Origin of the sequence: Aeromicrobium sp. (assembly GCF_014378035.1) — a bacterium.
Classification (GTDB): domain Bacteria; phylum Actinomycetota; class Actinomycetes; order Propionibacteriales; family Nocardioidaceae; genus Aeromicrobium.
The window spans coordinates 48,734-60,323 of sequence record NZ_JACMOM010000195.1 but is presented as its reverse complement, the minus strand read 5'-3'; the positions used below and the strand labels follow the sequence as shown (position 1 = coordinate 60,323).

At 68.9% G+C, this 11,590-nt stretch carries 13 protein-coding genes; 9 read left to right on the top strand and 4 right to left on the bottom strand.

Annotated features, from left to right (window positions below; all coding sequences use genetic code 11):
* Nucleotides 1-216: cytochrome c biogenesis protein CcsA (ccsA, locus tag H7290_RS10410; RefSeq protein ID WP_290513945.1), on the top strand; the 216-nt coding region annotated here is incomplete at its 5' end.
* A gap of 90 nt (nt 217-306) precedes the next feature.
* Here the strand turns inward: ccsA and H7290_RS10405 are convergent.
* Complete coding sequence (locus H7290_RS10405) at nt 307-579, bottom strand: PLDc N-terminal domain-containing protein (RefSeq protein WP_290513944.1); 273 nt, start codon at nt 577-579, stop codon at nt 307-309.
* A gap of 69 nt (nt 580-648) precedes the next feature.
* Between H7290_RS10405 and H7290_RS10400 the strand changes: the two genes are divergently transcribed.
* Both H7290_RS10400 and H7290_RS10395 read left to right on the top strand, forming a co-directional pair.
* Entirely contained in the window at nt 649-915 is a 267-nt protein-coding gene (locus tag H7290_RS10400; RefSeq protein WP_290513943.1) for a DUF4229 domain-containing protein, read from the top strand.
* Nucleotides 896-1,981: a PLP-dependent cysteine synthase family protein gene (locus tag H7290_RS10395; protein ID WP_290513942.1), complete on the top strand. Its 1,086-nt coding sequence runs from the start codon at nt 896-898 to the stop codon at nt 1,979-1,981. The genes H7290_RS10400 and H7290_RS10395 overlap by 20 nt, the downstream gene beginning before the upstream one ends.
* Here H7290_RS10395 and H7290_RS10390 read toward each other — a convergent pair.
* Together H7290_RS10390 and H7290_RS10385 are read right to left on the bottom strand one after the other, a co-directional pair.
* On the bottom strand, nt 1,974-2,474 hold the full coding sequence (locus H7290_RS10390) for a metallophosphoesterase family protein (protein WP_290513941.1): 501 nt from the start codon (nt 2,472-2,474) through the stop codon (nt 1,974-1,976). The two genes, H7290_RS10395 and H7290_RS10390, sit on opposite strands and share 8 nt — an antisense overlap.
* Nucleotides 2,475-2,478: 4 nt before the next feature.
* Nucleotides 2,479-3,360 (bottom strand): 1,4-dihydroxy-2-naphthoate polyprenyltransferase, encoded by an 882-nt coding sequence (locus H7290_RS10385; protein ID WP_290513948.1) that lies wholly within the window; start codon nt 3,358-3,360, stop codon nt 2,479-2,481.
* An 81-nt stretch (nt 3,361-3,441) separates the two neighbouring features.
* Between H7290_RS10385 and H7290_RS10380 the strand changes: the two genes are divergently transcribed.
* Both H7290_RS10380 and H7290_RS10375 read left to right on the top strand, forming a co-directional pair.
* Entirely contained in the window at nt 3,442-4,002 is a 561-nt protein-coding gene (locus H7290_RS10380) for a hypothetical protein (protein ID WP_290513940.1), read from the top strand.
* Nucleotides 3,999-5,036: an AMP-binding protein gene (locus H7290_RS10375; RefSeq protein WP_290513939.1), complete on the top strand. Its 1,038-nt coding sequence runs from the start codon at nt 3,999-4,001 to the stop codon at nt 5,034-5,036. Before H7290_RS10380 ends, H7290_RS10375 begins: the two co-directional genes overlap by 4 nt.
* A 68-nt stretch (nt 5,037-5,104) precedes the next feature.
* Here the strand turns inward: H7290_RS10375 and H7290_RS10370 are convergent, their stop codons facing one another.
* Nucleotides 5,105-5,755, bottom strand: a complete 651-nt coding sequence (locus tag H7290_RS10370; RefSeq protein WP_290513938.1) for an SDR family oxidoreductase — start codon at nt 5,753-5,755, stop codon at nt 5,105-5,107.
* A gap of 120 nt (nt 5,756-5,875) precedes the next feature.
* Between H7290_RS10370 and H7290_RS10365 the strand changes: the two genes are divergently transcribed.
* The 4 genes from H7290_RS10365 (at nt 5,876) to H7290_RS10350 (ending at nt 11,552) form a co-directional block, all read left to right on the top strand.
* Complete coding sequence (locus tag H7290_RS10365; protein ID WP_290513937.1) at nt 5,876-6,820, top strand: o-succinylbenzoate synthase; 945 nt, start codon at nt 5,876-5,878, stop codon at nt 6,818-6,820.
* Entirely contained in the window at nt 6,817-8,388 is a 1,572-nt protein-coding gene (locus tag H7290_RS10360) for a thiamine pyrophosphate-binding protein (protein ID WP_290513936.1), read from the top strand. Before H7290_RS10365 ends, H7290_RS10360 begins: the two co-directional genes overlap by 4 nt.
* A 66-nt stretch (nt 8,389-8,454) precedes the next feature.
* Nucleotides 8,455-10,038: a GMC family oxidoreductase N-terminal domain-containing protein gene (locus H7290_RS10355; RefSeq protein WP_290513935.1), complete on the top strand. Its 1,584-nt coding sequence runs from the start codon at nt 8,455-8,457 to the stop codon at nt 10,036-10,038.
* Entirely contained in the window at nt 10,035-11,552 is a 1,518-nt protein-coding gene (locus H7290_RS10350; protein WP_290513934.1) for an aldehyde dehydrogenase family protein, read from the top strand. The genes H7290_RS10355 and H7290_RS10350 overlap by 4 nt, the downstream gene beginning before the upstream one ends.
* The last annotated feature ends 38 nt before the right edge of the window (nt 11,553-11,590 follow it).

Sequence of the window (11,590 nt, the reverse complement as noted above, 5' to 3'; positions counted from 1 at the left end):
TATCACGCGTGGAGCCGCTACTGGGGCTGGGATCCCAAGGAGATCTGGGCGCTCATCACCTGGATCGTCTACGCGATCTACCTGCACGCGCGCGTCACCGCCGGCTGGAAGGGGCGCCGCGCCGCGGTCATCGCCCTGGTCGGATTCGCCACGTTCGTGTTCAGCTTCTACGGCGTCAATCTCCTGTTCGGCGGGCAGCACACGTACGCGAAGTAGTCCGTCTTTCATCCCGTCCGAGAGGTGCCACGTCGTCGCCACGATGGACCGGCTCCACGTGAACGACAACCCTTCACGTCTGTGGAGGGTTCAGAGACCCCTCATGTAGTCGGGATCATCGTCGGGGCCCAAAGGTCCCGGCGGCGGGGTCCATCCTCCGCCGGTGCGGGGAGCGGGCGGCGCTGACGGCTTGACTCGACCGAACATCAGCCACAGGAGCGGCCCGATCGGCGCCAGCAGCAAGATGATGAACCAGAGCGGTTTGGGGAGGATCCGCACCCGTGCGGCAGGGGTCGCGATCAGGTCGAACACCGCGTAGACGAACAGAGCGATGCCGAGGACGATCACGAGAGCCTTGGCCATGCCTCAACGTTACCGGGCCATGCGCAACCGGCTGAGGTGTCGCGTGGACGCAACGATTAGGCTGCGGCCATGAAGGCTTTCTGGACCTATACGCTCGCACGCTTCGCCGTGTTCGGGGTGTCCTTCGGTCTGGTGGCCCTGATCTCCTCGATCTGGCTCGACACGACGAAGGTCACCGTCCTCTGGGTCCTGCTGATCTCTCTCGTCCTGTCGTCGATCGTCTCGATCTTCGTCCTCGCCGGGTTGCGCGACAAGCTCGCCACTGACATCCAGCAGCGCGCCGCTCGCATGACCGACCGCATCGAGGAGTCGCGTCGTGCCGAAGACGTCGACTGAGGACCGGGCGTGGATCGCCGAGGCCATCCGCCGAGTCGACGCCGACGCCAACCGCAGCGCCGACACCCACCTGCATGTCGTGCCGATCCCTGTCCCGGGCATCGAGCTCTACCTCAAGGACGAGTCGGTGCACCCCACCGGCAGCCTCAAGCATCGGCTTGCGAGGTCGCTGTTCCTGTACGCCCTGTGCAATGGCTGGATCGGCCCTGGCGCCACGGTCATCGAGGCCTCGAGCGGCTCGACAGCGGTCAGCGAGGCCTACTTCGCCCGCCTGATCGAGCTGCCGTTCGTCGCGGTCATGCCCTCCACCACGAGCTGCGAAAAGATCGCCCTGATCGAGTTCTACGGCGGCACGTGCCACCTGGTCGACGACCCGGGGACGGTCTACAAGGAGGCCCAGCGCCTGGCGCACGAGTGCGGGGGCCACTACATGGACCAGTTCACGTACGCCGAGCGGGCCACCGACTGGCGCGGCAACAACAACATCGCCGAATCGATCTATGAGCAGATGCAGCTCGAGCCCCACCCATGTCCGGCGTGGATCGTCGTGGGGGCCGGCACCGGTGGTACGTCGGCGACGATCGGTCGCTACGTGCGCTACCGCCGGCTGGACACCCGCGTCGCGGTCGCCGATCCCGAGAACTCGGCCTTCTACGCCGGGTGGGAGTCCGACCGATCCGATGTCACGACCGACAAGCCGTCGCGCATCGAGGGCATCGGTCGCATGCGCATCGAGGGGTCGTTCGTCGGCGGAGTCATCGACGACATGGTGCTGGTGCCGGACGCCGCGTCGATCGCCGCGGCACGGTGGATCTCGCACATCCTGGGCCGACCCGTCGGCGGTTCCACGGGCACCAACATCTGGGCCTCGCTGCGGTTGATCGGCGAGATGCAGTCGGCCGGCGAGGAGGGCAGCCTCGTGACGCTCCTGTGCGACGGGGGCGAGCGTTACCTGCACACCTACTACGACGACTCGTGGCTCGAGGCGATGGGCCTCGACATTGCGCCATACGCCGCGGCGCTCGAGGAGTTCGCGCGCACCGGCAGCCTGCCGGTCGTCAGCTGAGAGCGACGATGGTCGCCGACACCAGCACCCCGTCGTCGATGACAAGCTGACCGACGGTCCCGGAGGGCTGGCGTCGCTTGTCGGTCGGTGACCCGGGATTGAAGATCCGCAGGCCGTCGTCGTGCTCGTCGAGCGGGATGTGGGAGTGGCCGAAGACCACCAGCTCGGCGTCGGGGAATCGGCGACGCATTCGGGGGACACGGCCAATCTTGGAGCCGGAGTCGTGGATCATCGCGGTGCGGAGCCCGGCAAGGTCGAGCTCGAGCGTCTCCGGCGCACCCCACGCGGCGACATCGGCGCCGTCGTTGTTGCCGAGCACGACGTGCACGGGCGCGAAGGCGACGATGTCATCGAGCACCTCCGCGGTGCAGACGTCACCGGCGTGCAGGATCAGGTCGACGCCGTCCAGCTGCGAGGCGACGGCGGCCGGCATCGACTTCCAGAACCTGGGCCCGTGGGTGTCCGACAGCACGGCGACGCGTAGGAGCACCATCGCGTCAACCGCCGATCGCCAGCCCGAGCGCGAGCCCGGCGGCATACACCAGCTCAGCGAGGCCGATGTTCTTCAGCACCGGGATGAGGTCCATGCCGCGCGCGCCGGACGCGACGGTCTGCCGGGCGCGCACGGCGAACGGCGCCATGGCGAGGCCGAGCAGGGCCCACGGGGTGAATACCGAGGCCCACACCAGCGCACCCACCGCGACGACGACGAGGAGGGTGAAGAAGCGTCGTGTCCGGGCATCGCCGAGCACGACCGCAAGCGTCTTCTTGCCGGTGACCGAGTCGGTCGGGATGTCCCGCAGGTTGTTGGCCACCAGGATCGCGCAGGCCAGTGCGCCGACGCCGATCGAGGCCGCGACGGCCGGCGCGGTGATCTCCTGCACCTGCACGTAGGCCGTGCCAAGGACCGCGACGAGACCGAAGAACACGAACACGCTCACCTCGCCGAGGGCGCGGTAGCCATAGGGCGATGGCCCGCCCGTGTAGGTCCACGCTGCGCCGATCGCGGCAGCGCCGATCAGCAGCAGCCACCAGCTGGAGGTGGCCGCGAGGATCAGGCCGAGTGCGGCACCGATGGCGAAGAACGTCAGCGCCGCCAGCTTGACCGAGCGGGCAGGCACGAGGCCGGAGCCCACGAGCCGTAGTGGCCCGACCCGGTCGTCGTCGGTGCCCTTGATGCCGTCGGAGTAGTCGTTGGCGTAGTTGACCCCGATCTGCAGAGCCAGCGACACGCCGAGGGCCAGGAGGGCCTTCCACCAGACGAAGGCGTCGGCGAAGGCCGCGGCACCGGTGCCCGCAAGCACCGGGGCAACCGCGGCCGGCAGCGTGCGCGGGCGGGCGCCGGCAATCCAGAGCTGGGTGGGGGAGGGAGTCGGCATGATCACGAGGAGCAAGTCTGCCACCTCTGTGTGTCAATCTCAGGTTGACATCGTCTGGCATGTCAACGTAGCGTTGACGGCATGCCGTCCGACCTTCCCGAGTTCTCCGACATCGTCGCCCGCGCGATCGCCCGCCTCGACCCGACTCTGGAGAAGAGGCTCGACAGAGAGCCGCAGGCACACCTCGACCTCGTGGTGCTGACACATCGCGCCTACGAGGAGACTGGTGCGCTGCTGCGTTCCGCGGTGTCGTCGGCCCGGGCGGCCGGCTGGAGCTGGGAAGCCATCGGGTCTGCACTCGGCATGACCCGGCAAGCCGCCCAGCAGCGGTTCGGTCATCGCCCGGAACCGATACCCGGGACGGCCGAGCACCGACAGCTCGTCGGCCTCTCCGCGTTCAACGAGATCGACCAGCTCAACGAGTGGGGCCGGCACGGCTGGCACTCCGTCGGGTACGGGCCCCGGTTCCACGACGTCGAGAAGTCGGACGTGCAGTGGGAGCACCACCGCGCCGTCATCGGCAGCCGATCAGCGCGTGAGCTCGAAGCTGAGGGTTGGGATCGCATCGGCTCGATGTGGTTCCCGTGGGTCTACTTCAAGCGTCCGCTCGACTCGGCCGCGGAGCCGGGCGAGCCCACATGACAGCCTCGCTCTCGCCCGTGGCCGGCAACCCGCGCGACGTGTTCGCGCTGGTCGAGACGTGGGTGCTTCACGGTCGTGAGCCCATCGTGGTGCGGACGTCCGGCAGCACCGGGAAGCCCAAGGACGTGGTGCTGTCGCATGCCGCGGTGCTCGCGTCCGCCCGGGCAAGCCTCGACCGGCTCGGTGGGCCGGGCGGCTGGCTGCAGGCCATGCCGGTCATCGGAGTCGGCGGGTTGCAGGTGCTCGTGCGATCGGCGCTCGCCGAGCTCGAACCGGTCTTCGCCGCCGATCATCCGACCCTCGCCGCGGCCCTCGACGTGATCCCGGGACCGCGTCGTTACGCATCCCTCGTCCCGACGCAGGTGCATCGCTTGGTGCAGGCCGGTGATGTCGACGTGCTGAGGTCGCTCGACGCGCTTCTTGTCGGCGGGGCGGCGGTGCCTGCCGATCTGCTTGTTGCGCTCCGCGACGCGCGGGTCCCGGTCGTCAGGACGTACGGCATGAGCGAGACCTGCGGTGGCTGCGTCTACGACGGCGTGCCGCTCGACGGGGTGAAGATGCGCATCGGAGATGACGGCCAGATCCTCCTCGGAGGTCCAGTGCTCTTCGACGGCTACGCCGATGCCGACGCCACGACGGCAGTTCTTCGCGACGGCTGGTTCGCCACCGCCGACCTCGGCGAGATCGAGCACGGCGTGCTGCGGGTGACCGGGCGAGCGGATGATGTGGTGATCAGCGGCGGCGTGAACGTCGGGCTGCCGGCGGTCACGGCTGTGCTCCGATCACTGCCTGGTGTGCGTGATGCCGCGGCGATCGGCGTGCCCGACCAGGAGTGGGGGTCCCGCGTCGTGGCCTACCTCGTGCCTGATGACGCCGTGTGCCTCGACGGACTGCGGCTGGACGAGGTGCGCGACGGCGTCGAGGAGGCCGGCCTGCCGCGCAGCTGGGCGCCACGTGAGGTGCTTCTGCTCGACATGTTGCCGCTCCTGCCCGGGGGCAAGCTCGATCGCCACGCTCTCCGGGCCCCGCGGTGAGCCACCGGACCGACGAACACCGGCGCCACACCACCGCCGACGCAGCGGGGCGGATGCTGACCCACCGCTCAGTGGGTGAGGGCTTCGGCGATGGGGGTGTCGCCGCTGATGAGCTCCCACTGCTTGCCGATCGTGCTGGGCGTGGCGAGCACTGCGGCGATGACGGCCGCGACATCGGCCCGGGGAACCTGCGCCCGGTCGACTGACTCGGCCAGCGTGACCATGCCGGTCGGCGCCTCGTCGGTGAGTCCGCCGGGACGGATGATCGTCCAGTCGAGTTCGCTGCCGCGCAAGGCGATGTCGGCATCGCGCTTGGCCTCGACGTACGCGACCCATGACTCCCCGGCATCGGCGTCCAACGGTTCGTCGACGCTGATGGCCGAGATCTGGACGAAGCGCTTGACTCCCGCGATGGTCGCTCCTTCGATGGACTTCAGCGACCCACCGAGGTCGACGGTCTTCTTGCGTTCGATATTTCCGTCGCCGCCACCACCGGCGGCGAACACGATGGCATCCGCGCCCCGGAACGCCTCGGCGAAGGCTTCGGCGGAGTCCTTCTCGATGTCGACGATCGCGACCTCGGCCCCGAGCCTCTCGAGCTCGGGCGCCTGGCCGGGGTCACGGACGAGGGCGAGCGGCTGGTGGCCGGCTTCGGCGAGCAGCGGGATGAGGAGGCGGGCGATGTTGCCGTGGCCCCCGACGATCGCGATTCGGCTCATGCCGTCACCACCGTGAAGAAGGAACGATGCGGACGTTGAAGCATCGCTGTGGTCTGCTGGTCTACTCGCTGGCGCTTGCTCATCCCCCCACGGTACGGAGGTGGCGGTAAGTTGCCAGTCGTGCAGTTCCGTACGTACGCCATCGCGATGCCGACACCGTTCCGCGGCATCACGCGGCGTGAGGGGATGGTCGTGCGGGGCCCGGCCGGCTGGGCCGAGTTCAGCCCGTTCCTCGACTACGACCCCACCGAGAGTGCGCCGTGGCTGGTGGCCGCGATCGACGCGGCTGAGCACGAGTGGCCACCGGCGCGGCGTCGGGAGATCCCGGTCAACTGCACCGTGCCGGCTGTGGCCCCCGAGCAGGCCGCGGAGATCGCCCGTCGCAGCGGGTGCCGCACCGCCAAGGTCAAGGTGGCCGAGAGGGGCCAGACCCTCGCCCACGACATCGCCCGCGTCGAGGCGGTGAGCGACGCCATCGGCCCGGCCGGCAAGGTGCGCGTCGACGCCAACGGCGCCTGGTCCGTCGACGAGGCGGTCGTGGCGATCAGCCTGCTCGACAGGGCGGCGCACGGCCTCGAGTACGTCGAGCAGCCATGTGCCTTGGTCGAGGACCTCGCGGCAGTGCGCCGCCGGGTCAACGTCCTCATCGCTGCCGACGAGTCGATCCGCCGCGCCGCCGACCCCTTCAGGGTCGTCGAGCTCGATGCCGCCGACATCGCAGTGCTGAAGGTCGCCCCACTGGGAGGAGTGCAGGCCTGCCTGCGCATCGCCGAGCAGATCGGGCTGCCCGTCGTCGTGTCCAGCGCTGTCGAGTCATCAATCGGGCTTGCCGCCGGGCTCGCCCTCGCCGCCGCGCTGCCCGAGCTGCCCTACGCGTGCGGACTCGCGACGACCTCGCTGCTCGACGGTGATGTCGTGGCGCAACCGCTCGTGCCTTTCGACGGCTTCCTCGCCGTGGGGCGACAGTCACTCGACGAGACCGCGTTCGCCGCGGTGGCCGCCGACCCCGAGACGGACGCGCGCTGGCAGGCCCGGCTGGCGCAGGTGCAGGCGGTGTTGGCATGAGCTCGACCACGCAAGCGCTGCGACTCGTCCGAAGCCTCCTCGACTTCGGCGTGCGCGAAGCGGTGCTCTCGCCGGGCTCCCGGTCCGGCCCGCTCGCCCTGGCGCTGGCGACGGCCGAGCAGGAAGGACTGCTGCGGTTGCACGTCAGGGTCGACGAGCGTGAGGCCGCATTCCTCGCTCTCGGCATGGCCAAGGCGTCGCACCTCGCCGTCCCCGTGGTGACGACATCGGGTACGGCCGTTGCGAACCTGCCCCCGGCGATGCTCGAGGCTCTGCACGCCAACGTCCCGCTGATCGCGATCACGGCCGACCGCCCGTCGCGGCTGCGTGGCACGGGCGCCAACCAGACCGCCGACCAGCGTGAGATCTTTCCGGGCATCCGGTTCATCGACGACCCCGACGACATCATCAGCCTGATGGACAGGGACCGCCCGGGCCATCTCAACGTCGAGCTCGACGAACCCTTGATCGAGCCGGCACCCGCGGGCCTTGGCGCCGCGCACCCTGCGACGTACGAACGGGGAGAAGGCCCACCGACGCCATCGCCGCTCACCCTCGGCCCACGAACGGTGGTCGTGGCCGGTGATGACGCCAAGCAGCCCGCCCGCATCCTCGCGCGCGACGCCCGCTGGCCGCTGCTCGCCGAGCCGAGCTCGGGCTCACGCAACGGCGAGGCACTCGTGGCCTACCGACTACTGCTCCAGCACTCCCCGCTCGCCGCACAGATCGAGCGCGTCGTGAGCTTCGGCCACGCGACGCTGAGCAGGCCGGTCAGCCGCCTCCTCGCTCGCACCGACATCGAGATCGTTCACGTGGGCACGCAGGCGACCTTCCCGGTGCCGGCCGGCCCGAACGTCCGATTTGCGGTCGAGGTCGGGGTCGTCGGCGCAGATGATCCCGCGTGGATCGAGGCCTGGCACGCGGACGACGCCAAGGCCACGGCGGCGATCGACGGGGTTCTCGACGGCACCACTCCCTACGACGTGGCCCGCACGATCAACGCCGCGGTGCCTCCGGAGGGCCTGCTGTTCATCGGCTCCTCCAATGCGATCCGCGACCTCGACCTGGTGGCCCGGCCCTACACGGTGGGCGAACGGCGTCTCGTCGTCGCCAACCGTGGGCTCGCCGGCATTGACGGCACGCTGTCGTGCGCCATCGGGGCAGCCCTGGCGCGCACGTCCAGCCGCGCCATCGCCTACGTCGGCGACCTGACCTTCCTGCACGGCAGCAACGGATTGCTGATCGGCAAAGACGAGCCGCGGCCCGACCTGACGATCGTGGTGGCCTCAGACGACGGCGGCAGCATCTTCTCGACCCTGGAGCAGGGTGCACCGGAGTTCGCCGCGACGTTCGAGCGCGTGTACGCGACGCCGACCGGGGCAGACATCGGCGCGCTGTGTGCGGGCTACCGCGTCCCCCACCGGCTCGTCGCGCCGGACGGGCTGGCCGCCGCGCTCGAGGAGGACGTCTCCGGCATCCGCGTGCTCGAGGTGCCGTTGGACCGCTCCGGCCGCCGCGCCCTCGCCGAGGTCATCGGACGCGCCGTCGAGGCCGCCGTGCGACCCTGACACCGGTTGTGTCAACGTTGTACCGGCAGTAAGTTGTGAGGCACGTCACGGGGTCGAGAGGGAGACATGGCTGAGGAAAGCTTCGACTACATCGTCATCGGATCGGGCAGTGCGGGCGGAGTCATCGCCGCACGCCTCACGGAGGACCCGTCCACCACGGTTCTGCTGCTGGAGGCGGGGCCCGAGGACGATGACGACATGATCCACATGCCGGCCGGTTTCTCCACGCTCTTCCGGAGCAAGTGGGACTGGAACTACCGGACGTCCGAGCAGAAGCAGCTCAACAGCCGCCGCGCCACGTGGCCGCGCATGCGTGGGCTCGGCGGATGCTCCTCGATGAACGCGATGATCTACATCCGCGGCAACCGCGCCGACTTCGATGAGTGGCGCGATGCCTACGGTGCTGCCGGCTGGGGCTACGAAGACGTCCTGCCCTACTTCAAGAAGGCCGAGGGCAACCAGCGCATCCACGACGAGTTCCACGGCAACGACGGGCCCCTCAACGTCGAGGATCGCCGCTACACCCACGAGCTCAGCCAGGCGTGGGTCGACTCCGCCGTCGCGTCGGGCATGAAGCGCACCGACGACTTCAACGGCGAGTCGCAAGAGGGTGCCGGGCTCTACCAGGTGACCTGCAAGAAGGGTCGTCGCTGGTCGGTCGCCGACGCCTACATCCGTCCGGCCCTGGGTCGCAGCAACCTGACGCTGCGCATGAACGCATTCGTGACGAAGATCGAGATCGACGGCAACCGGGCGACGGGCGTGACGTACGAGTCCGGTGGCGAGACGGTCACGGTTCGGGCGAATGCCGAGATCGTGCTGTCCGGCGGAGCCATCAACAGCCCGCAGACGCTGATGCTGTCAGGCGTCGGTCCGGGTGCGCACCTGCGCGAGATGGGCGTCGACGTCAAGGTCGATTCCTCAGGGGTGGGCCAGAACCTCCAGGACCACCCGGCTTCCGGCGTCCTCTACTACACCAAGAACACCACCGACCTCGCCGAGTTCCTCGGCCTGGGCAACCTGGTCAAGTGGAAAGCCGCTGGTCGCGGGCCGCTGACGTCGAACGTCGGCGAATCAGGGGCGTTCTTCTCTTCCCGCGACGGGCTCGAGGCGCCCGACCTGCAGGTCCACGTCGCCCCCACGGGCTTCTACGAAAATGGCATCCACGAGCCTGTGCGCAAGGCGGTCACGATCGCCGCGACCCTCGTGCGGGTCGAGAGCAAGGGGCAGATCAAGCTGCGCTCCGCTGATCCGACCTGGCACCCCGACATCGATCCCGCTTATTTCGACGACCAGGCCGATCTCGACGCCATGGTCGCCGGGTACCGCCGCATCATCGACATCATCGGACACCAGCCGATGGCAGGATTCCTGGCCGAGCCGTGGATCCCGGCTTCGAAGGACCCCACCGACGACGAGATCCATGACGCCATCCGCACCCTCGCGCAGACGCTCTACCACCCGGTGGGCACGTGCGCGATGGGTTCGGTCGAGGGCAGCGTCGTCGACGCGGACCTCAAGGTCAACGGAGTCGAGGGCCTGCGGGTTGCCGGCGCCTCCGTCATGCCCCGGGTGCCCCGCGGCAACACCAACGCCCCCACCATCATGATCGGCGAGAAGTGCGCCGACCTCATCAAGGAGTCACGATGACCGCCACCCTCGAGCCGACGACGGCCCACGACGCACCCACCAAGACCTTCGAATCGCTCAACCCGTCCAACGGTGACGTCGTCGGGGTCTACCCGATCGCCGACAAGGCGGCCGTCGATGCCGCCGTCGCCCGCGCCCGCGCTGCCGCATCGTGGTGGGGTGCGCTGACGTTCGCCGAGCGCGCCGAGCACCTCCTGACCTGGCGCAGCGTCATCACGCGTCGCATCGCCCAGCTCGCCGAGGTCTCGCACCGCGAGACCGGCAAGCCTCACAGCGACGCGCAGATCGAGATCATCCTGGCGATCGACCACATCGCGTGGGCCGCCAAGCACGCCAAGAAGGTTCTCGGCCCGCAGAAGGTCGGATCGGGCCTGCTGATGGCCAACCAGGCTGCCACCGTCGAGTACCACGCTCTCGGTGTCGTCGGGGTCATCGGTCCCTGGAACTACCCCGTCTTCACCCCCATGGGCTCGATCGCCTACGCCCTCGCCGCCGGCAACACCGTCGTCTTCAAGCCCAGCGAGTACACACCTGGCGTCGGCCAGTGGCTCGCCGACACGTTCTCCGAGGTCGTCCACGGCCGCGCCGTGCTGCAGGTCGTGACCGGTCTCGGCGACACCGGCAACGCGTTGTGCGTCGCCGACGTCGACAAGCTCGCCTTCACGGGTTCGGGCGCCACCGGCAAGAAGGTCATGGCAGCCTGCGCCCAGAACCTCACCCCCGTCATCATCGAGGCCGGCGGCAAGGACTCGCTGATCGTTGACGAGGACGCAGATCTGGCGAAGGCCGCCGAAGCCGCGCTGTGGGGCGGCATGTCGAACGCGGGCCAGACCTGCATCGGCACCGAGCGCGTCTACGTGCACGAGAAGGTCTTCGACTCGTTCATGAAGGAGATCACCGAGCAGGCCAAGGACCTGCGTGCGGGGTCCGACCCGGGCGCCAAGATCGGTCCGATCACGATGCCGTCGCAGCTCAAGATCATCAAGAGCCACCTCGACGACGCAGTCGCCAAGGGTGCCAGGGTCGTCATGGGCGGGCCGGACGCCGTGGGCGAACGTTTCGTGCAGCCGACGATCCTCACCCACGTGCCCGAGGACTCCACCGAGATCACCGAAGAGACCTTCGGCCCGACCCTCGCGATCAATCCCGTGAAGAGCATGGACGAGGCCGTCGAGCTCACCAACGCGACGCAGTACGGCCTGGCCGGTGCCGTGTTCTCCAAGAAGAACGGCATGGACATCGCCCGCCGCATCCGTTCGGGCATGACGTCGGTCAACTCCATCATCGCCTTCGCGGCGGTGCCCGGTCTCCCCTTCGGAGGGGTGGGTCAGTCGGGCTTCGGTCGCATCCACGGCCCCGACGGCCTGCGCGAGTTCACCTACGCTCACGCCATCACCCGGCAGAAGTTCAAGCCGCTCATGATGCTGACGTCCTTCAGCCGCGATGCCAAGACCGATGGCAAGATCGCCCAGCTCATCACGGTGCTTCACGGCGGCAAGCAGACCCTCAAGTAGGGCGGGGGCAGCGAGCGTCTTCCCGGTGTGTGACCTCA

Bases quoted from the DNA above. Each gene is read 5' to 3' on its own strand.
- H7290_RS10405 (WP_290513944.1), bottom strand. From the start codon at position 579: ATGGCCAAGGCTCTCGTGATCGTCCTCGGCATCGCTCTGTTCGTCTAC.
- H7290_RS10400 (WP_290513943.1), top strand. From the start codon at position 649: ATGAAGGCTTTCTGGACCTATACGCTCGCACGCTTCGCCGTGTTCGGG.
- H7290_RS10390 (WP_290513941.1), bottom strand. From the start codon at position 2,474: ATGGTGCTCCTACGCGTCGCCGTGCTGTCGGACACCCACGGGCCCAGG.
- H7290_RS10385 (WP_290513948.1), bottom strand. From the start codon at position 3,360: ATGCCGACTCCCTCCCCCACCCAGCTCTGGATTGCCGGCGCCCGCCCG.
- H7290_RS10380 (WP_290513940.1), top strand. From the start codon at position 3,442: ATGCCGTCCGACCTTCCCGAGTTCTCCGACATCGTCGCCCGCGCGATC.
- H7290_RS10375 (WP_290513939.1), top strand. From the start codon at position 3,999: ATGACAGCCTCGCTCTCGCCCGTGGCCGGCAACCCGCGCGACGTGTTC.
- H7290_RS10370 (WP_290513938.1), bottom strand. From the start codon at position 5,755: ATGAGCCGAATCGCGATCGTCGGGGGCCACGGCAACATCGCCCGCCTC.
- H7290_RS10360 (WP_290513936.1), top strand. From the start codon at position 6,817: ATGAGCTCGACCACGCAAGCGCTGCGACTCGTCCGAAGCCTCCTCGAC.
- H7290_RS10355 (WP_290513935.1), top strand. From the start codon at position 8,455: ATGGCTGAGGAAAGCTTCGACTACATCGTCATCGGATCGGGCAGTGCG.
- H7290_RS10350 (WP_290513934.1), top strand. From the start codon at position 10,035: ATGACCGCCACCCTCGAGCCGACGACGGCCCACGACGCACCCACCAAG.